Source organism: Burkholderia sp. YIM B11467 (assembly GCF_052952715.1).
The window spans coordinates 375313-394956 of the sequence record NZ_JBQVSQ010000002.1; the positions used below are offsets into that span (position 1 = coordinate 375313).

The 19644-nt window shown below is 66.6% G+C and carries 22 protein-coding genes and 1 pseudogene; 12 read left to right on the forward strand and 11 right to left on the reverse strand.

The features are described 5' to 3' along the window. Positions 1–80 precede the first annotated feature (80 nt). The 6 genes from dmpG to ACTRWB_RS08900 form a co-directional block, all read right to left on the reverse strand. Positions 81–1112 carry a 4-hydroxy-2-oxovalerate aldolase gene (gene dmpG, locus ACTRWB_RS08875; RefSeq protein ID WP_446901625.1) on the reverse strand — a complete coding sequence of 344 codons (1032 nt, stop codon included), beginning with the start codon at positions 1110–1112 and terminating at the stop codon, positions 81–83. Positions 1113–1128: 16 nt separating this feature from the next. Further along, entirely contained in the window at positions 1129–2028 is a 900-nt protein-coding gene (locus tag ACTRWB_RS08880) for an acetaldehyde dehydrogenase (acetylating) (RefSeq protein ID WP_129515002.1), read from the reverse strand. Positions 2029–2041: 13 nt separating this feature from the next. Continuing rightward, a complete protein-coding gene (gene dmpE, locus ACTRWB_RS08885; protein WP_446901626.1) occupies positions 2042–2824 on the reverse strand; it encodes a 2-oxopent-4-enoate hydratase in 783 nt (260 codons plus the stop codon). Positions 2825–2918: 94 nt separating this feature from the next. Beyond that, on the reverse strand, positions 2919–4301 hold the full coding sequence (locus ACTRWB_RS08890; RefSeq protein ID WP_446901627.1) for a DUF1329 domain-containing protein: 1383 nt from the start codon (positions 4299–4301) through the stop codon (positions 2919–2921). Between the two features lie 41 nt (positions 4302–4342). Then, a complete protein-coding gene (locus tag ACTRWB_RS08895; RefSeq protein WP_446901628.1) occupies positions 4343–5908 on the reverse strand; it encodes a DUF1302 domain-containing protein in 1566 nt (521 codons plus the stop codon). Positions 5909–6064: 156 nt separating this feature from the next. Further along, complete coding sequence (locus tag ACTRWB_RS08900; protein ID WP_446901629.1) at positions 6065–6844, reverse strand: SDR family oxidoreductase; 780 nt, start codon at positions 6842–6844, stop codon at positions 6065–6067. A gap of 138 nt (positions 6845–6982) precedes the next feature. Between ACTRWB_RS08900 and ACTRWB_RS08905 the strand changes: the two genes are divergently transcribed. The 5 genes from ACTRWB_RS08905 (at position 6983) to ACTRWB_RS08925 (ending at position 10949) form a co-directional block, all read left to right on the forward strand. Then, positions 6983–7819 (forward strand): alpha/beta fold hydrolase, encoded by an 837-nt coding sequence (locus ACTRWB_RS08905; protein ID WP_446901630.1) that lies wholly within the window; start codon positions 6983–6985, stop codon positions 7817–7819. Positions 7820–7880: 61 nt separating this feature from the next. Next, positions 7881–8669: an SDR family NAD(P)-dependent oxidoreductase gene (locus ACTRWB_RS08910; protein ID WP_048251101.1), complete on the forward strand. Its 789-nt coding sequence runs from the start codon at positions 7881–7883 to the stop codon at positions 8667–8669. Between the two features lie 38 nt (positions 8670–8707). Beyond that, complete coding sequence (locus ACTRWB_RS08915; RefSeq protein WP_446901631.1) at positions 8708–9457, forward strand: electron transfer flavoprotein subunit beta/FixA family protein; 750 nt, start codon at positions 8708–8710, stop codon at positions 9455–9457. 16 nt (positions 9458–9473) lie between these two features. After that, complete coding sequence (locus ACTRWB_RS08920) at positions 9474–10418, forward strand: electron transfer flavoprotein subunit alpha/FixB family protein (RefSeq protein ID WP_446901632.1); 945 nt, start codon at positions 9474–9476, stop codon at positions 10416–10418. Positions 10419–10421: 3 nt separating this feature from the next. Then, positions 10422–10949, forward strand: coding sequence for an acyltransferase (locus ACTRWB_RS08925; protein ID WP_446901633.1), 528 nt, complete (start codon positions 10422–10424; stop codon positions 10947–10949). Between the two features lie 19 nt (positions 10950–10968). On the opposite strand, the gene ACTRWB_RS08930 is transcribed toward ACTRWB_RS08925, so the two are convergent. Next, positions 10969–11379: a hypothetical protein gene (locus tag ACTRWB_RS08930; RefSeq protein ID WP_446901634.1), complete on the reverse strand. Its 411-nt coding sequence runs from the start codon at positions 11377–11379 to the stop codon at positions 10969–10971. A 138-nt stretch (positions 11380–11517) separates the two neighbouring features. Between ACTRWB_RS08930 and ACTRWB_RS08935 the strand changes: the two genes are divergently transcribed. The 6 genes and pseudogenes from ACTRWB_RS08935 (at position 11518) to ACTRWB_RS08960 (ending at position 15718) form a co-directional block, all read left to right on the forward strand. Beyond that, complete coding sequence (locus ACTRWB_RS08935; protein ID WP_446901635.1) at positions 11518–11766, forward strand: hypothetical protein; 249 nt, start codon at positions 11518–11520, stop codon at positions 11764–11766. Positions 11767–12055: 289 nt separating this feature from the next. Further along, positions 12056–12355 carry a hypothetical protein gene (locus ACTRWB_RS08940; protein ID WP_048251107.1) on the forward strand — a complete coding sequence of 100 codons (300 nt, stop codon included), beginning with the start codon at positions 12056–12058 and terminating at the stop codon, positions 12353–12355. A 179-nt stretch (positions 12356–12534) separates the two neighbouring features. After that, positions 12535–13179 carry a DUF1326 domain-containing protein gene (locus tag ACTRWB_RS08945; protein WP_446901636.1) on the forward strand — a complete coding sequence of 215 codons (645 nt, stop codon included), beginning with the start codon at positions 12535–12537 and terminating at the stop codon, positions 13177–13179. Continuing rightward, positions 13176–13967 (forward strand): DUF2182 domain-containing protein, encoded by a 792-nt coding sequence (locus tag ACTRWB_RS08950; RefSeq protein WP_446901637.1) that lies wholly within the window; start codon positions 13176–13178, stop codon positions 13965–13967. Before ACTRWB_RS08945 ends, ACTRWB_RS08950 begins: the two co-directional genes overlap by 4 nt. Before the next feature lies 1 nt (position 13968). Beyond that, a pseudogene (locus ACTRWB_RS08955) lies at positions 13969–14124 on the forward strand (copper-binding protein); the annotation flags it as partial. 259 nt (positions 14125–14383) lie between these two features. Then, complete coding sequence (locus tag ACTRWB_RS08960) at positions 14384–15718, forward strand: collagen-like triple helix repeat-containing protein (protein ID WP_446901638.1); 1335 nt, start codon at positions 14384–14386, stop codon at positions 15716–15718. Between the two features lie 114 nt (positions 15719–15832). Here the strand turns inward: ACTRWB_RS08960 and ACTRWB_RS08965 are convergent, their stop codons facing one another. Together ACTRWB_RS08965 and ACTRWB_RS08970 are read right to left on the reverse strand one after the other, a co-directional pair. Further along, a complete protein-coding gene (locus ACTRWB_RS08965; protein ID WP_446901639.1) occupies positions 15833–16606 on the reverse strand; it encodes a hypothetical protein in 774 nt (257 codons plus the stop codon). A gap of 130 nt (positions 16607–16736) precedes the next feature. Beyond that, positions 16737–17198: an Lrp/AsnC family transcriptional regulator gene (locus tag ACTRWB_RS08970; RefSeq protein ID WP_129514986.1), complete on the reverse strand. Its 462-nt coding sequence runs from the start codon at positions 17196–17198 to the stop codon at positions 16737–16739. Between the two features lie 116 nt (positions 17199–17314). Between ACTRWB_RS08970 and ACTRWB_RS08975 the strand changes: the two genes are divergently transcribed. Further along, positions 17315–17947, forward strand: a complete 633-nt coding sequence (locus ACTRWB_RS08975; RefSeq protein WP_419689482.1) for a LysE family translocator — start codon at positions 17315–17317, stop codon at positions 17945–17947. Here ACTRWB_RS08975 and ACTRWB_RS08980 read toward each other — a convergent pair. Together ACTRWB_RS08980 and ACTRWB_RS08985 are read right to left on the reverse strand one after the other, a co-directional pair. Then, the gene (locus ACTRWB_RS08980) at positions 17944–18981 is read right to left on the reverse strand and encodes an alpha/beta hydrolase (RefSeq protein WP_446901640.1); all 1038 of its coding nucleotides are present in this window, start codon (positions 18979–18981) and stop codon (positions 17944–17946) included. The two genes, ACTRWB_RS08975 and ACTRWB_RS08980, sit on opposite strands and share 4 nt — an antisense overlap. 22 nt (positions 18982–19003) lie before the next feature. Continuing rightward, the gene (locus ACTRWB_RS08985; RefSeq protein ID WP_343494511.1) at positions 19004–19576 is read right to left on the reverse strand and encodes a TetR/AcrR family transcriptional regulator; all 573 of its coding nucleotides are present in this window, start codon (positions 19574–19576) and stop codon (positions 19004–19006) included. Between the last annotated feature and the right edge of the window lie 68 nt (positions 19577–19644).

The following is a 19644-nucleotide window of genomic DNA, read 5'->3' on the forward strand; positions in this document are numbered from 1 at the left end:
TTGCTTCTTCTCGCCTCCGTCAAAAGAAAACGGGGCTAGCGCCCCGTTTCACAATACCTCCGGACGGATACCGGCCTCGTTCAGGCCGCCACCTCCCGCGCCCGCACCATCGTCAGCGCCGCGTCCTCGATCATGTCCTCCTGCCCGCCGACGAGCCGCTGGCGACCCAGTTCGACGAGGATGTCGCGCGCGGGAATCCCGTACTTCGCTTCCGCGCGCTTCGCGAACAGCAGGAACGACGAGTAGACGCCCGCATAACCGAGCGTCAGCGCATCGCGGTCGAGACGGATTGGCGCGTCCATGATCGGCACGACGAGATCCTCGGCGACGTCCGAGATCGCGAACACGTCGACGCCCGTTTCGATCCCCATCCGGTCGCACACGGCAACGAACACTTCCATCGGCGTATTGCCCGCGCCGGCGCCGAGCCCGGCCGCGGCCGCGTCGATCCGGTTCGCGCCGGCGGCGACCGCCGCGACCGAGTTCGCGACACCCATCGCGAGGTTGTGGTGGCCGTGGAAGCCGAGTTCCGTCTCCGGCTTCAGCGCGTCGCGCACCTGGCCGATCCGCGCGGTCACGTCGTCGGGCAGCATGTGGCCGGCCGAATCGGTGATGTAGATGCAGTTCGCGCCGTACGACTCCATCAGCTTCGCCTGCACGACGAGCTGCTCCGGCGGCGACATGTGCGCCATCATCAGGAAACCGACCGTGTCGAGCCCGAGCGTGCGCGCGAGGCCGATGTGCTGTTCCGACACGTCGGCCTCGGTGCAGTGCGTCGCGACACGGATCGTGCCGACGCCGAGCTCGTGCGCCATGCGCAGGTGCTCGACGGTGCCGATGCCGGGTAGCAGCAGCGCCGACACCTTGGCCTGCTTCAGCTCCGGAATCACGGCGCTCAGGTACGCCTCGTCGGTATGCGCGGGGAAACCGTAGTTGACCGACGCGCCGCCGAGCCCGTCGCCGTGCGTGACCTCGATCAGCGGCACGCCGGCCGCGTCGAGCCCGCGCGCGATGTTGCGCATCTGGTCGAGCGTGATCTGGTGGCGCTTCGGGTGCATCCCGTCGCGCAGCGACATGTCGTGGACGGTGATCTTCTTGCCTGCAAGTGACATCGCGTGGCTCCTCAACTCAAGCGGTGGCGGCCGTCGCGGCCAGCATCTGTTCGGCGAAACGCTCGGCCGTGGCGGCCGCGGCGGCGGTCATGATGTCGAGGTTGCCCGCGTACTTCGGCAGGTAGTCGCCGAGCCCTTCGACTTCCATGAACACCGACACGCGATTGCCGTCGAACACCGGGCCGTTCTTCAGCGTGTAACCTGGCACGTAGCGCTGCACTTCCTTGACCATCGCATGCACCGACGCGGTAATGGCCTCGACGTCGGGCGGCCCGTCGGTCAGGCAGTGGATCGTGTCGCGCATGATCAGCGGCGGCTCGGCCGGGTTGATCACGATGATCGCCTTGCCCTTGCGTGCACCGCCGACCTGTTCGATCGCGCCGGACGTCGTGCGCGTGAATTCGTCGATGTTCTTGCGCGTGCCGGGGCCGACCGAGCGCGACGACACGGTCGCGACGATCTCGCCGTACGCGACCGGCTGCACGCGCGACACCGCGTACACCATCGGGATCGTTGCCTGGCCGCCGCAGGTCACCATGTTCACGTTCATCTGCGCGCTGTCGAGATGCGCGTCGAGGTTCACCGGCGGCACGCAGTACGGCCCGATCGCGGCGGGCGTCAGGTCGATCATCCGCACGCCGAGCGCGGTGAGCTTGTCGGAGTTGTCGCGGTGCACATAAGCCGACGTCGCGTCGAACGCGATGCGGATGTCGTCGGCGGCCACGTGCGGCAGCAGCCCGTCGACACCCTTGTCGGTGGTCTTCAGGCCGAATTCGCGTGCCCGCGCGAGGCCGTCGGAGGCCGGATCGACGCCGACCATCCACACGGGTTCGAGCACCGGCGAACGGCGCAGCTTGTACAGCAGGTCGGTGCCGATGTTGCCGGGACCGATCAGTGCGCATTTGATTTTCTTCATCGGGATGGTTCCTTTAGATAAAGCGGACGTCGCAACTGCCGATGCCGGAAATGTGCATCGACAGCGCGTCGCCGGCCGTGACCGGAATCAGTTTCGCGAGCGAGCCGGACAGCACGATCTCGCCGGCAAGCAGCGGCACGTCGTACGCGGCAAGCGTGTTCGCGAGCCACGCGACCGCATCGGCGGGGTGGCCGAGCGCCGCGTCGCCGCGCCCTTGCGCGACGGGCTCACCGTTCTTCTCGATCGTCATCTCGCACGCGGCGAGATCGAGGGTGCGCGGGTCGACGCGCGCGTCGCCGAGCACGTACACGCCGCACGACGCGTTGTCGGCGACGGTGTCCTCGATGCGGATCGCCCAGTCGCGAATGCGCGAATCGACGATCTCGAAGCAGGGCGCGACGGCGGCCGTCGCGGCGATCACGTCGGTGCGGTCGATGCCGGGGCCGCGCAGGTCGTGCGCGAGGATGAACGCGATCTCGCCTTCGGCGCGCGGCGCGATCAGCGAGTCGGTGGCAATCGCCTCACCGGCCGCGTAGTGCATGCCCGACAGCAGGATGCCGAAATCGGGCTGGCGCACGTTCAGCATGTCCTGCACGGCCTGGCTCGTCACGCCGATCTTCTTGCCGACGACCGCTTCGCCGTGTTCGACGCGGCGTTCGATGAAGCGCTGCTGGATGCGGTACGCGTCGTCGAGCGACAGCCGGCGCGGGCGGCTCGACAGCGGCGCGACCGGCGCACGCGCGTGCCACGCGGCGTACAGCTCGTCGCCGAGCGTCGTATGCAGGCGGGAAGACATGAAAGGGCCCTCGAATGGAAAAGGCCGCCGTCGCGGGCGGCGTCGTGCGCCGGAGCAGGGCTCCGGCGCGTGGGTCGCGGGCATTCCGCGTTGCTTAGTTACCCGAACTGCGGATCGCGTCCGGCGAGAAGTACGCCTCGTTGAACTGCGGGCTGTTGTCGAGCTTCGGCATCGGGCCTTCGTTCGTCAGGCGGTCGGCCATGTACGCGCCCGAGATCAGGTCGTGGAAGAACACCGCGCTCGGGTAGAACACCTTCGCGTCATACGCGTACAGCGACGTCGCGACGTTGGTGCGCCAGAGCTGGCCGCGTGCGTCGTAGTTGTCGGCGAGCAGCGATTGCCACGAGTCCTCGTCGATGTACAGCACGCGCTTCGCGTACTGGTGGCGATAACCGCTCTTCAGCGTCGCCTGCAGCACCCACACGCGATGCAGCTCGTAGCGGATATACGCCGGGTTCTCGTGGCCCTTGGTCAGCAGGTCGCCGTACTTCACCGCGCTGTCCATCACCTTGTAGTTGTCGTAGGGCACGTAGATCTCGCGCTTGCCGACGATCTTCCAGTCGTAGCGGTCGCCGGGGCCGTTGTACAGGCGATCGTCGTCGACGGTGCGGAAGCCGCCCGGGCCTTGCGGCTGGTCATAACCGTATTCGGGCGCCTGGCGCACGCGCCGCGTGCCGGGGTTGTACATCCACGTGCGCGACGAGTTGTCCGCGCCGGCCTTGTCCCAGTTCGTGAAGCCGACGATCAGCGAACCACGGTCGGACAGCGGCAGCTCCGTCGCGTTGCGGTAGTACGTGCGGTTGTTCAGGTCGCTCTTCACGTCGTACTTGCCGACGTTGCGCGGCGAGTAGATGTCGTAGCGCACCTTGCCCCACGCGATGTTGCCGTCGGAGTACACGACCGCCTGGTCGTAGGTGGCCTGCTCGGTGCCGATCGACGACGAGAAACGCTGGTTCCACAGCAGTTCGGCGGCGGTCTTCGGGATCGGGTAGGGCACCGTCGGCGGTGCGTTCGTGAGGCCGTTCGCGTCGGAGGTCATCGTCGAATCGGGTGCGTACGCACGGATGTCCTTGTAGACGGCATCCGGATAGCGGAAGTCGCGGTGGGTCGGGTAGACGATGATCTTGAAGGTGGTCGGATAACGCTTGAACATCGCCTTCTGACCGTCGGTCAGGTGCTCCGCGTACTGCGCCATGTTTTCCGCGGTGATCGTCGCGACCGGCTTCTCGCTGGCGAACGGATCGGGGTAGCGGCTGCCGCGCTTGTACTGCACGTCGGACGGCGCGCCGAGCCACTTGCCCGACCACTCGGGCACGCTGCTGTCCTTGCTCGCGGCGCGGACCGCGCCCATCGGGGTCAACTGGCCGTCGAGCGCCTTCAGGTCGTCCGTCGTGACCTTCGGGTACGACGCCGTCGCGGCGAGTGCGCACGCGGCTATCACCGACGCGCGCAGGAGGGGGAGATGAATTCGCTTCATGACTAATCCTCTTCTTGCTGAGTGACGAGCGGCCGGGCCGCTCAGAAGTGGTAGGTCGCCGTGGCCAGCACGTAGTCGCGGTCCGAGAGCGGGCGCGTGACCGGGTTCGGCGATCCGAGGAACTTTGCGTAGACGAGCGACAGCGACAGGTTGCTCAGGCGCGTGAAGGTCACGCCGGCCGTCACGCGGTGGTCGCCCTGGCCCGTCAGCGAGCCGAGCGCACCGGCCAGCGGCGACGTGCCCGCCAGGTCGTGCGTGTAGGTCAGCGGCACGTCGAGATCCCAGCCGTTGAACACGTTCTTGTAGCTGAGCGTCCACGCGATCTCGAGCGCGAGTGCGTTGCGCGTGTTCGCGAGCGTGGTCGACCCGCCGAGCTCCGAGATGCTGCCCGCGTGCACGTACGTGAGTTCGCCGATCAGCGACTGCGAGTTCGCGAGGAAGCTCGGCCCGATCGAGTAGATGCCGGACAGGTTGGTCTGCACGACGTTCGCGCGGGTCGACTGCACGCCCGTCGGCGTGTTGACGAGGACGGATGCGCCTTGCCGGTACGATGCCTCGCCCGCGACGTTCACCGGGCCGATCTGGGTGGAGAAGCTCGCGCCCGTCAGCTTGATGTTGTTGAAATAGGTCTGCTGGTACTGCAGCGTCGGGAAGAACGACGTGACGACGCTCGGGTTCATGTCGTTGTAGTGCAGGTAGTACAGGCCGAGCTCGGTGTCGCCGAGCACGCGGAAGCGCGCGCCGATACCCCACTGGTTGCGTGCGCTCGGCTTCTCGTCGGCGCCGCGCGGAATCAGCATCCCGCCCGGGCCGATGATGTATTGCGCGCCGGGGCCGGTGACGTCCGAATAGCTCCAGTAGGAACCCGGCGCGGTCAGGCGGTTCTGCTGGAACGAGAACTGGTAGTACGCAAGCAGGCTCAGGCGCGGCGTGATCTGCCACTGCGTCGAGATCTGCGGCACCGGCAGCAGGATGTCCTTCACCTCGGCGCCGGCCATGTACGACTTGGTCGCGTCGGACGGCCCCTGCGCGCCCGCGATGTTCGGGAAGAACAGGCTTTCGCCCCACGCGACGACCTGGTCGCCGACCTTCACGTTCAGGCTCGTTGAACCGATGTGGAACGTGTTGTACGCATACGCGGCGAGCAGCGTCGTGTGGCCGCCGGACCAATAGCGTGCGTTGCTCGTGAAGTTGTTGTACTGCCCCGAGTGGTTCACGGTGTCCGGCGCGTCGTTGTAGTTCGGACGGTGGTACGCCTGGTCGTAGAACGTGTCGGCACGGACGAACACGCCCCAGTCGTCGTGCTTCAGGTTCACTTCGCCGAGCAGGCTGACCTGGTTCTCGATCAGCTTGTTCTTCGCGAAGTTTCGATCGCCGTCGTCGCCGTTGATGTTCGCCGGCGTCAGCAGATTGCCGCTCGGCGCACGCGTGCGCATGCCGAGGCCGTAACTGAGCGTGAACGTATAGTCCAGCGTCGTGTCGGCGCCCAGCTCGATCGTGCTGCCTGCATGCGCGTTGGGAACGGCGCATGTCAGCAGCGCGGCGGCCAGCGTCGACAGCGTGGCGGTTGCCCGCTTGTCGGTACGGCGCGAAATCCGTTGATGCATGGTGTCTCCTCTTGGGGGTATCGACGACGGTCGTCTATGTGTGTTGTCGTGAGAGGCAGAGTAGGGAGATCGCGGTAGCAGGGAATCGTCAAAATGAACTAGATGACTTCCCTAGGACTGGCAACGATTCGTCCCGCACCGCTTGCATCGCATGGTTCAACGCGCGGCCGCCTGCGCGGCGCTCAGGAACGCGGGCCGCTCGCCGCCGCCGTCGAGCCGCAGGTTCGCGCCCGATGTGTACGACGCGTCGGGCGACGCGAGGAACAGGCACGCGGACGCGACGTCGTCCGGCGTCGCGAGCCGTCCGGCGGGAATCGTCGCGCGGATCGCATCGAGCGCGTCGTCGTTGCCGTAGTGACCTTCGGTGGCCGATTCGGTCTGCACGAGGCTCGGGCTGATCGCGCACACGCGCACGCGCGGCGCCCACTCGACCGCGAGCGACGTGACCGCGTTGACGAGGCCCGCTTTCGCGGCGCCGTACGCGGCCGTGCCGGGCGACGGCCGCGACGCGCTGACGCTCGCGATGAACAGCATCACGCCGCCTTGCGGCTGCGGCTGCATGATCGCGTTCACGCGCTGCGCGAGCTGCAGCGGCGCGATCAGGTTCAGCCGCACGATCGATTCGGTGAAGCGCGGCGACGCGTCGGCCGCGAGCGCGAACGGCGAGCCGCCCGCGTTGTTGACGAGCACGTCGAGGCCGCCCGCCGTATCGCGGATCGTCGCGAGCATCGTGTCGACCTGTTCGATGTCGCGCAGGTCGGCCGTGATGAACGCCGCCGTGCGGCCGCCGGCTGTAGGCGGCGTGTCGGGCGCGCTGCGTCCGCAGACGAACACGCGCGCCTCCGCCGCGAGAAACCGTTCGGCGATTCGTCGCCCGATGCCCTTGGTGCCGCCCGTCACGAGCACCGTCTTGCCGCTGTAGTCGAATCCGTTCATCGTCAGCCTCCGTTTCGGTGGGCCGATGATAGAAAGAAGCGCGCGCGGCTTCGTAGTCTGAAAGGATGATGCCGGCCGGCGCCGGCGGCGCAATCATCGGGGCACGCATCCATCGATCGACGAAGGAGACAACCCGCGATGACGATCCCCATGACGCCGCCGGCCGGCATCTTCACCGACGTACCGGGCGGCCTGCGCCTGCACCATTACGAGGCGGGCGAGGGCCGGCCCGTGGTGTTCATCCACGGCAGCGGCCCGGGCGCCAGCGGTTTCAGCAATTTCAAGCACAACGTCCCGGCGTTCGCGGCGGCCGGCTATCGCGCGATCGTCGTCGACCTGCCCGGCTACGGGCAGTCGTCCAAGCCGTCCGACGTCGCCTATACGCTCGATTTCTTCGTCGGTGCGCTGCATGCGCAGCTTGCCGCGCTCGGGGTCGGGCCGGCCGTGCTGCTCGGCAACTCGCTCGGCGGCGCGATCGCGCTGAAATACGCGCTCGACTATCCGGACGAGGTGGACGGGCTGATCATGATGGCGCCGGGCGGCGTCGAGGATCGCGACACCTATTTCCGGATGGAAGGGATTCAGCGGATGGTGAAGCTGTTCACCAATCGCCAGATGAATGACGACACGATGCGCGAGCTGCTGACGCTGCTCGTGCACGACCCGGCGATCGTTACCGACGCGCTCGTCGCCGAGCGGATGAAGGTGTGCGTCGAGCAGCCGACCGAAGTGCTGTCGACGATGAGCGTGCCGAACCTGACCGACGCGCTCGGCGACCTGCGCAGCCCGGTGCTCGGTTTCTGGGGCACGGACGACCGCTTCAACCCGGTCGGCGGCGCGCTGAAGTTCCTCGAACGCTGCCGCGACGCGCGCTTCGTGCTGATGAACCGATGCGGCCACTGGGTGATGGTGGAGCACGCCGATTATTTCAATCGGGAATGCCTCGATTTCCTTGCAGCGCGGAATACGCGATAACGCCGGATGCCATTGAAGGTCGCCCCGGCATGGGCGGCCCAGCTAATTACACGGAGACACCATGAAACTCATTGAAGAACTGTTCGACCTGCGCGGCAAGGTGGCCGCGATCACCGGTGGCGCGCGCGGCATCGGCGCGGAGACGGCCCGCACGCTGGCGGCCGCCGGTGCCAGCGTCGCGATTCTCGACGTGCTGTCGCAGCCGGCGGAAGCGCTGGTCGAGGAAATCCGCGCGCAGGGCGGCCAGGCGGCGTTCTGGTTGCTCGACGTCACGCAGGAGGCCGACGTGGCGCGCGTGTTCGGCGAGATCGTCGCGCGCTTCGGACGCCTCGACGTGCTCGTGAACAACGCGGGCATCGAAGGGCACAACGTGCCGACGCACGAACTCACGCTCGCGCAATGGCAGCGCGTGCAGGACGTGAACGTCAACGGCGTGTTCCTGTGCACGCGCGCGGCGATTCCGCACATCGACGCGGCCGGCGGCGGGTCGATCGTGAACCTGTCGTCGATGTACGGGATCGTCGGCGGCCCGGACGTGCCCGCGTATCACGCGTCGAAGGCCGCGGTGCGGATGATGGCGAAGGTCGACGCGATGCTGTACGCGGCGAAGAACATCCGCGCGAACTCGGTGCATCCGGGCTATATCCGCACGCCGATGCTCGAGGAAGCGTTCCGCCAGATGGGGCAGGACCCCGACAACGTGTTCGGTTATCTGCAGACGCACGTGCCGATGGCGAAGATCGGCAGCCCGCGCGACATCGCGGCCGGCATCCTGTATCTCGTGTCGCCGGCGGGTCGTTACGTGACGGGTGCGGAACTCGTGATCGACGGCGGGTACACCGCGCGCTGACGCGAGGCGGTACGCGCAACGGAACAGGAGACAGGCAGTTGAAAGTGCTCGTGGCAGTGAAACGCGTGGTCGACGCGAACGTGAAGGTCGGCGTGAAATCCGACCGGACCGGCGTCGACATCGCGAACGTGAAGATGTCGATGAACCCGTTCGACGAGATCGCGGTGGAAGAGGCCGTGCGATTGAAGGAGGCCGGTGTCGTGACCGAGGTGGTCGCCGTGTCGGTCGGCGTCGCGCAGGCGCAGGAAACGCTGCGCACGGCGCTCGCGATCGGCGCGGATCGCGCGATCCTCGTCGAGTCGAATGACGGCGTCGAACCGCTGGGCGTCGCGAAGGTGCTGAAGGCGCTGGTCGACAAGGAACAACCTTCGCTCGTGATTCTCGGCAAGCAGGCGATCGACGATGATTCGAACCAGACCGGCCAGATGCTGGCCGCACTCGCCGGATTGCCGCAAGCGACTTTCGCGTCGAAGGTGACGATTGCCGACGGCCGTGCCACGGTCGCGCGCGAAGTCGACGGCGGCGCGGAAACGCTGTCGCTGCAACTGCCGGCCGTGGTGACCACCGACCTGCGTTTGAACGAGCCGCGCTACGTGACGTTGCCGAACATCATGAAGGCGAAGAAGAAGCCGCTGGAAATCGTGAAGCCCGACGACCTTGGCGTGGACGTGACGCCGCGCCTGAAGGTGCTCAAGGTGAACGAGCCGCCGAAGCGCGCGGCCGGCGTGAAGGTGCCGGACGTGCAGACGCTGGTCGGGAAGCTGAAGACCGAAGCCAAGGTGCTGTAACAGGGAACGCAACGAAATGACGATTCTGGTGATTGCAGAACACGACGATGCGTCGATCAAGGCCGCGACGCTGAATGCAGTGGCGGCGGCGCACGCGCTCAACGCGGCAGGCGGTGGCGACGTTCACGTGCTCGTCGCAGGGCACAACGCGCAAGCGGCGGCCGAGGCGGCGGCACGGATTGCGGGTGTTGCGAAGGTGCTGTTGGCCGACGCGCCGCAGTTGGCTAATGGCCTCGCGGAAAACGTCGAAGCGACGGTCGTGAGCGTCGCGGCGCATTACTCGCATATCGTTGCGCCGGCTACTGCCTACGGCAAGAACGTCGCGCCGCGCATTGCCGCGAAGCTGGACGTCGCCCAGATCTCCGAGATCACGGCGGTTGTGTCGGCCGATACGTTCGAACGCCCGATCTACGCAGGCAACGCGATCGCGACGGTGCAGTCGGGCGACCCGGTCAAGATCATCACGGTGCGTGCGACGGGTTTCGATGCGGTGGCAGCCGTTGGCGGCAACGCTGCGATCGAGAAGATCGAAGCGGCCGCCGACGCCGGCAAGTCGCAGTTCGTGAGCCGTGAAGTGACGAAGCTGGACCGTCCGGAACTCACCAGCGCGAGCATCGTCGTGTCGGGTGGCCGTGGCCTCGGTAGCGGCGAAAACTACACGAAGGTGCTGGAGCCGCTGGCCGACAAGCTGCACGCCGCGCTCGGCGCGTCGCGCGCGGCGGTCGACGCAGGTTACGTGCCGAACGACTATCAGGTCGGCCAGACCGGCAAGATCGTCGCGCCGCAGCTGTACATCGCGGTCGGCATCTCGGGTGCGATCCAGCACTTGGCCGGCATGAAGGATTCGAAGGTGATCGTCGCGATCAACAAGGATCCGGAAGCGCCAATCTTCAGCGTGGCCGACTACGGCGTCGTCGGCGACCTGTTCACGCTCGTGCCGGAAGCGGCCGCGGCGCTCTGACCGATGCCGCTGTTCGAATTCAACGGGATGCGGCCGCGCGTCGATCCGTCCGCGTATATCGACCCGAGCGCGGTCGTGATCGGCGACGTGACGATCGGCGCGCGCTGCTACATCGGCCCGCATGCGAGCCTGCGCGGCGACTTCGGCGCGATCGTCGTCGATGAAGGCAGCAACGTGCAGGACGGCTGCGTGCTGCATGTCGGGATCGGCGAGACCTGCCGGCTCGGCGTCAACAGCCACATCGGCCACGGCGCGATCGTGCATGGTGCGACGCTGGAACCGGACACGATGATCGGGATGAACGCGGTCGTGATGGACGGCGCGACGATCGGCGCGACAACGATCGTCGCCGCCTGCGCGTTCGTGAAGGCCGGTTACGACGTGCCGCGCGGCGTGTTGCTCGCGGGCGTGCCGGGGCGGGTCGTGCGGCGCTTGAGCGATGCGGAGATCGACGCGAAGGCGAACGGCACGCGGATTTATCAGCAGCTGGCGGCGGATTGCTTGAGGACGATCAGGCCGATCGGCGGGTGAGCGGGGCGGCGGCCAGCCGTCATTCTGCGGATGCGTGCCTGGTGACGCGAAATCCTGTTGCCGTTGCCATAAACCCGAAAAATCCGAGGCTGGAGAGGGCTTGCCGAAGACGCGCCGAAAGTGGGGTGCCGTAGACCTCCAGAATCGAATAGCCGTCGCGATGCATTGTGCTGGTGTGGTGATCGTCCACGGCATCCAGTATTCCCGCGCACCAGCTTTCCCGGTCGCTGCCATATCGCAGGAAGGTGGTGACGCGACTTTCGCCGTCTTGCCCGGACGGGGCCAGCGACGCAGTCCAGATCTGCTTGACCACGGCATCGTTCACGGGGCTCGTCACGACCCACGTGTGCCGAACGATTGCGGCGATGTCGTGAATCCGTTCGCCGCTGTCGGGATCGACGATCAATGCGATCGTGTCCTGCTTCGTCATCCGTGTTCTCCGTCGTTTTCGCCGCGATCCCGCATCGGTCGCGCCTGCCGGTGGATCGGGCCGCTGCAGGATCGATTTGCGTCGCACATCGCCGTTGGCTTAAGATCGGCAGCAACTCATCCCACGCCTTCAGCGCCAATGAAAAACAGCACACGCCTGCGGGTCGCCGTGATTATCTCCGCTTTCGCCGTGTTCAACGTTTACATGCACGTTCAGCAGTTCATCAGTGGTTGCGTCTGGGTCAGGGGCCATCATCGCTGCAGTTTCGAAAACAGTGCGAATTTCGAGGGCTGGATGGATCTCGACCTGATGATCACCTGTTGCTGGGTCGCGGCGGCGGCGGTGAGCTGGATTGCCGTCGTGCAGTCGGCGAAGAAGCCGGGTTAGCGGCGCGATGTGGCAATTCGATCGAATCGACTCTGTCAATCCGTGACAACGCGTATCTGCTGGTCTTTACCGATTGCTCGATGCCGATGCCCGGCGTCGACGCCGAACCCGTGTTCCGGATCCATTCGAGCCTGCGGTTGGCCGAGGAGATCCCGGCGATCCTGGGCGGAATGAGCGGTTGAGCGCGGTTCGCGCGCGTGGATGGCGGCCGCCGGCGGTCGTTGTGTTTTCACCTTCCGTGCCGGGATAATGATCCCGCGTCGCGCACGCGGCGCGAACGGAGGCTCCCATGCAATTTCCGACGGGATCGGTGGTCGCGCTCAGCTCGGCCGCCGCGACGATGTTTTCGCTGGGCATGCTGTTTCTCGGCTACTGGGGATGGCACGAGCCGCTGCCCTGGCGGTTCGGCGACTACATCGTGATCTTGCCCGCGCTGTTGGGCTTCGCGTGCCTCGCCAGCGTGCCGTTTCTCGCGACATCGCCGATGAAAACCCCCGACGACGAGTCGCGCATGTTCGTCGCGCGGCGCGTGTTTCTGTGCGGCGCGATTGCGGTGTGGTGTGCGATCGTCGCGTCGCTGTTCGTGTGAGATCCGAGTGAGACGGCGGTCGCCGGAGCAGCACTCGCGCGAGTGCTTCGAAACGTCTTGCGTGACGCCGTGGCGCACGGTTTTCACGCGTCGAAACGGGCCTTCGTTCCAGCTTTGATTTCACCGTGGCGTGCACTAGATTCGAAGCGTTCACATGTCACTGAGCGCGAGGTGGAGTCATGACGCCGTGGGAGATTCAGGGCACCGAAATGATCAGCTGCAATTGTTCATACGGTTGCCCCTGCCAGTTCAATGCGTTGCCAACCAACGGCAATTGCGAGGCGATGGGCGCGATGTCGATCGACAGCGGTCACTACGGCGACGTGGTGCTCGACGGTGTCAGGATCGCGGTCGTGTTTCAGTGGCCGGGGCCCGTCCACGAAGGCAAGGGCAAGTGCCAGCCGATCGTCGACGAGCGCGCGAGTCCGGCACAGCGCGAGGCGGTGCTGAAGATCATGACCGGTCAGGATACCGATCCGTTTGCGACGATGTTCTCGGTGTATGCGTCGACGCTCGAGCACGCGTTCGATCCGATCTTCACGAGGATCGATTTCGACGTCGATGTCGATGCACGGCGCGGCCGGATTCACGTCGAGGGTGTGTTCGATGTCGAGGGCGAACCGATCCTCAACCCGGTGACGGGCGCCGAGCATCGCGTGCGGATCGACCTGCCGCACGGCTTCGAATACGAGCTGGCCGAGATCGGCTCGGGTACGGGGCGCTCGCAAGGCAACATCGTGCTGACCCTCGACGGCACCTATGCGCAGTTCGCGCGGCTGCACCTGAACAACCACGGGCTGATCCGGCATCGCGTCGCGGCATGATTCCCCTCGACAACTGGCTCGGGCGCGAGCGCGTCATCACGCTGCTCGGCATGGCCGCGCTCGTCGGCATCTGCTGGTTCTACTTGTGGACGGGTGCGGGAACCGGCATGTCGGCGCTGGAGATGACGACGGTCGCGCTGTTTCCGCATCGTCTCGCGGACGACATGGGCAGCATGGATCCGTCGCTGCCGACCGTGATCGTGATGTGGTGGGTGATGATGATTGCGATGATGACGCCCAGCGCGGCGCCGCTCGTGATGCTGTACCGGCGCGTGCTGCGACATCGCAGTGCCGACGGTGCGGGTTCGGCGTTCACGTCGGTGGCGCTGCTGGCCGGTTATCTGACCGCATGGTTCGCGTTCTCGATCGGCGCGGCGTTGCTTCAGAAGCTGCTGCAGCCGGCCGGGCTGATCTCCGCGATGATGCTGTGGTCGAAGAGCGCCGTCCTGTCCGCGATCGTGCTGGCGCTGGCCGGGCTCTATCAATTCTCGCCGCTGAAGCGTGCGTGCCTTCGGCAATGCCGTGCGCCGGCCGGGTTCCTGGTCGCGCACTGGCGCCCGGGTGTCGCCGGCAGTTTCCTGCTCGGCGCGCGGCACGGGATGTATTGCGTCGGCTGCTGCTGGTTGCTGATGGCGCTGCTGTTCGTCGGCGGCGTGATGAATGTCGTCTGGATTGCCGCGCTGTCGCTCGTCGTGTTCGCGGAAAAGATCCTGCCCGGCGGCGAACGTATCGGCCGCGCGCTGGGCGTCGTGCTGATCGCCTGGGCTGGCGTGACGTTGATCGTGTGATGCACTCGACAACATCGGGATGCCGCCGATGACGATGGCGTTCAAGATCGCCGATGCGGCCATGATCGCGCCGCTTGATGTGGGCGACCGGGTCGGGGTGCGGGTCGAAAGCGTCAACGGCACGCTTACGATCGTCAAGCTTGTGAAGCGACCGTGACGAAGATGCCGCGCATGCGCGGTCACGGCAGGTTTTTTCCATTCGTGCTACGTAACGCAGGGCCGATGTTACGTCGAGATTGCCGGCACGCCAGCGTCGATTGAACCGAAGGGCTGGACTCGCTTGCGATGCGTCGTGCCGGAAAGGGCCGCCAGGACGATCGCTGCTGGACGGTTGCAGGATTGTTAATGACGCCGATAGAGATGGCACGGTAGCTGCTTGCTGAAATGATCGCGCTGAATAGCTTACGGGGGCTTCCATGCAAAATCATTTCATCAAGGCGAACGTTGCGCTCGCCGCCATCGCCGCGGCGTGCGCGCTGGCTGCGTGCGGCGGCAACGACGTTACCTCGCCGACACCGGGCGGTAACACCATCGGAACGAGTACGACCGGTACGTCAAGCGGTACAAGTGGCACGAGCGGGAGCAGTGGCACGAGCGGCAGCAGCGGCACAAGCAGCAGCGGCACGAGCAGCAGCGGCACAAGCAGCAGCGGCACGAGCAGCAGCGGCACAAGCAGCAGCGGCACGAGCAGCAGCGGCACAAGCAGCAGCGGCACAAGCAGTAGCGGCACGAGCAGCAGCGGCACGAGCAGCAGTGGCACAAGCAGCAGCGGCACGAGCAGCAGCGGCACGAGCAGCAGCGGCACGAGCAGCAGCGGCACGAGCAGCAGCGGCACAAGCAGCAGCGGCACGAGCAGCAGTGGCACGAGCAGCAGTGGCACAAGCGGAACGCCGGGCACGAACGGCATCATCAGCTCGGTCGGTTCGGTCGTCACCGATGTGGGCGTCACGATCGCCGGCGCAAGCCCTCCGGGCGGAACCAAGGGCGTGACCACCGGGCTCGCCAACACGGTCACCGGCGCCGGCACGCTCATCCGCGATACGTCGAACGCGGTGAGCAACGGCATCGGTCAGATGGGTTTCACGACGAACCCGGTCGGCTCGACGGTCGCCGGCCTCGGCACGATCGTCGGCTCGACCAGCAATCCGGTCAGCGGTCTCGCCGATACGGTGAAGGCGCTCGGCTCCGGCCCGCTGTCGCCGCTGGCACCGCTCACGACGCCGGTCGGCGGCCTGCTCGACACGGTGGCCGGCGGTCTGAAGTCGGGCGGCACGATGCTCGGCTCGGCGCTGTCGTCAGGCCCGGTCCAGCAGGCGACGCAGGCGCTTAGCACGGCGATCACGCCGCTCGTGACGACGGCCGGCCAGCTCACGCAACAGGTCGGCACCGCAACCGGCCTCGGCCAGCCGGTCGCCGGCCTGCTCGGGCAAATCGGCGGGGCAATCACGTCGGCCGGATGGAAGGTGACATCGGCGTCGCCGCAGCCGGTCGTGAGCGGTGTCGGTGAACTCGTCCGTGCGGTCGGCAATACGGTGACCAACGTGGGCGGGCTCGTGAATCCGAGCGGTGCGAACGGCGCGGTGCCGATCGCCGGCCTGGTGACGAGCGTGGTCGGCGGTATGCCGGCGGCCGTGCACGGTGGCTCTGCGACCGGCACCGGCGGCGGCAATCCGTTGGGCGCGCTCGGCAATCCGCTCGCGCCGGTGACGTCGCTGGTGGGCGGCCTGCTCGGCGGCGTGGCCGGCAAATAGCCGGTCGGCGCCGAACGTCGCACGGGCAGCGGTGCCCAATGACCTGGGAGACGGCTTCAAAAAAGTTGCATGGCGACACTCAACTTTTTGCGCAAGCCGTCTCCTGGCTTCACCTCAATGCGGCGGTGCCGCGGCATGCTGCTGCAACGCATCCAGGTGCCCGATGATCTGATTGGCGATATCCTTCGCCAACGAATCAACCGCGGTCGTCCCCTCGGCTTTCTTGACGACGAACTTCGCCGCAACGACGTACGGATTCCAGCTCGCCACCGTGCCTTGCGCCTTGATCGCATCCGCCACGCCGATGACCGCAAACGGCACGTTGGCGTCCCCGGCCGCGTCGGCGATCGTCACCGAGACTTCCGTGTTCGGGCTGTCGTCGCCCGAGCCGCCTTGCAGCAGCGACTGAATGCGGCCGCTCGGGGCGCGTGAATAGAAAACGCCGCCGATCAGCCAGCCCGACGCGACCCGCGGCGACGGTTCGCCGGGCGCGAGATAACGCGCGGTGACGCCCGCGTTGCCGAGCTGCTGGACGATGGCCTGCGCCAACGCACCTGCATTCTGGCTAGCCGACCTCGCGTGAATGGTCGCCCGCGTGCGGGACAGCAAGCGTCCCGAGCCGTCGCTTTCCTGAACGACCTGGAAAGGCCGCACGTACATGACCGGTGTGGCCGGCGCGACGTCCGAGCTGCTCGCAGCCGGCTGCTGCGCGTGCGCGAAACTCGTTGCAAACCCGATGACGAGCGCGGCAAACACTGCCTGATTGAGCTTTCTCAAGGGTTGCGCCTTCTTCACGATTGGAACGAGGGCCAGCTTATGGCCGTGAACAGGGGGCGTCAACCTTGCCATCTCCCACGACCTCGGCTTGCCCGGGTCGTTCAGATGCATGAGGTCAGCAGCTCGCGTCGAAAGTTAACTGCCCCATGAGGCCTTCTTGAAACCCTCGCTCAGGTGACCGGCCGGCACCGGTCGCCTGAGGTTCGGGCCAGGACCTGCCGGTCGGCGAGGCCTCGGCCGGCTACTTGCGGCCACCATCGAGCTTCGACGGCGGCCGCGCCAGCCCGCGCGCCGGCAGCGGCGTCGACATCACGATCGATGTGCGCGTTTCGCCGTACAGGTTGATGCGTTCGATCAGCTGTTCGAGATGGGCCATGCTGACGGCGACGAACCGCATGACATACGAGTCCGCGCCCGTCACGTGATGGCATTCGACGACTTCGGGAATCGTCTCCAGCAACTTGAGGAATTTCGCTTTCGCCGGTTGCGGCACCGTGATGCCGATCAGCGCGCTCACCGGATAGCCGGCCGCGGCCGGATTGATCCGGGCCGTGTAGCCGTCGACGACGCCCGCCGCTTCAAGGCGCTTCACGCGCTCCGTCACCGCCGGCACCGACAGGTGAACCTGGCGCGCCAGCTCCGTATAGCTGATGCGGCCGTTGTCCTGCATCAGCGCCAGTACCTTCCAGTCCAGTTCATCCATCGCGGCGGGATTTTTTAAGGAGGAGCAGCCATTTTTCCTTAAAAACCGCATTCAGCGATGACCGGACTTTCCCTACGATGCCTGTTCCACCCGTTGAAAGTCGCAAGGAGCAGGCGATGCTGTTCATCAAGTCCGTCGTGATGGGGCTGTCGATTGCGGTGCCGGTCGGCCCGATCGGCATGCTGTGCATTCAGCGCAGCCTGAGCCGCGGTTTTCAGGCGGGATTCGCGACGGGCGTCGGTGCCGCGTGCGCCGATGCGATTTACGGGCTGCTCGGCGCGCTGGGCATCGCGGGCATCGTCACGGCCTTCCCGATGCTGACCGTCGGCCTGAAAATCGGCGGCGGCGCGTTTCTCGTGTGGCTGGCGTGGACCATCGCGCGCCAGGCGCCGGCCGCGTCGGCGATGCAACGCGACCTGCCGCGCACGACCGTCCTGCGCGACTTCCTGACGACGTTCGGCCTCACGCTGTCGAACCCGATGACGATCCTGTCGTTCGTCGGCATTTTCGCGGCGCTGGGCCCGCTGTCGGGCGCGCGGGAAGGCGCGATGTGGCCGGCCGTGGCGCTGATGGTCGCCGGCGTGTTTATCGGTTCCGCGACCTGGTGGCTGTGCCTGAGCAGCGCGACCGCCGCGCTGCGCACGAAGATGTCGTTCGCGTTCATGCACGGGCTATCGCGCGTGTCGGCCGTCGTCATCGCGGCATTCGGCGCGATCCAGCTGGTCGCGGGCGTGCGCGGCCTGGTCTAGCCCTGCGGCGGGGCGCCGTTCGAACGAACGCCTTCGGCGGCATTCAACGCCTGCAGATGCGCACGCACGAAACGCGCGATCTCCTGGCTCAGTTCCATGTCTTCCGGCGCGCCCATGAACCCGCCATGCGGCATCCCTTCGAACACGTGAAGCTCGGTCGGCACCAGCGCGCGCCGTAACGCGCGGTGCAGGCGCACGGCGTTCGACAGGAACAGGTCGCGCGTGCCGCTCTGGATGAACGTCGGCGGAAAACCGGCGGCGAAATCGCCGAACAGCGGCGACAGATACGGATGCGCGAGATCGGCGCCATTCGCGTAGAGCAGGTTGTTCGACATCAGCGACGCCGGCAACACGACATCGACGAGCCGGTTGGTTTCGAAGCTGTCGCCGGATTCCGTCAGGTCGGCTTCCGGCGACAGCAGCACCAGCGCGGCCGGCAGCGGCAAGCCTTCGTCGCGGGCGCGCAGCACCATCGCGGCGGCGAGGTTGCCGCCCGCCGAGCGGCCGCCGATGACGATGTTTTCCGGTGCGTAGCGCTCCAGCACATACGCATACGCCGCGATGCAATCGTCGAGCGCGGCCGGGTACGGATGCTCGGGCGGCAGGCGGTAGTCGACGCCGTAGCAGCGGATGCCGAGCCGGTCGGCCTGCATCCGCGCGCCGGCCCGGCATGCAGCGCCGCCGCCGAAGATCAGCGCGCCGCCATGCAGGTCGATGTACGCGCATTCGCCGGAAGCCGGTGCGTCGGGCGTCGCGACATGCACGTCCGCGTCGCCGGCCCGGATCGTTGCCACGCTCGAACGCAGATAGCCGCCGAGCTGCTCGACGGCGGCCGCGTAGTGCGCATCGGTGGCCGCTTTTACGCGCAGCCAGGCGTCGACATCGTCCGGCGCCGGCATCACGTGCCGCGCGTTCAGCGGCACGCCGTCGTCGCCGACCAGCCGTTGCAACGCGGTGCGCGCTTCGTCGCTGATCGAGGTCGGGAAGGGAACGACACGGCTCGGCAGGACGACGCCGTCAGGTTTGTCTTTCATCGCGTGATTTCCGTTCGATGCGTCATGCGGCCGAAGGCCAGTGACGCAGCATCACGTCCAGCGCATCGAGACTGCGCGACCACGACGCGTCGGAATCCGGCGCGCTGTGCGAGAAACCGCCCGCGCTTTCGAGCGTCACATAGCCCATGAAGAAGCCGCCCAGCAGGCGGATCGCATGAGCCTGTTCGGCGTCCGGAATGTCGTAGCTGCGCAGCACCGCGGAGGTCATCCTGACGAGCCGGCCGCCCGCGCTTTCGGCGGCGCGCTCGGCGCTCACCGGATGGCGCGCGGCCGCAAAGCGGCCGGGGTGCGCGCGCGCATAGTCGCGATAGACGTTCGCGAGCGCGGCCAGCGCGTCCTTGCCGGTGCGGCCGGCCAATGCGTCGGTCGCGCGCTCGGCGAGCTCCTTCAGCGCGAACAACGCGATCCGGCTCTTGAGATCGTCGAAACTCGGGATATGCGAGTACAGGCTGGCCAGCTTGACGTCGAAGTGCCGCGCGAGCGCCGCGCCGGTGAGCTGCTCGAAGCCGGTTTCATCGGCGAGCTGCGCACCGGCTTCGACGAGCCTGTCTACGGTAATGCCGGCACGCGCCATGACGGATGCTATGCGGGTTAGTCAAAAAACTAATTCTATTAGTTTTTGCGGCGATGTCAATTTCCCGC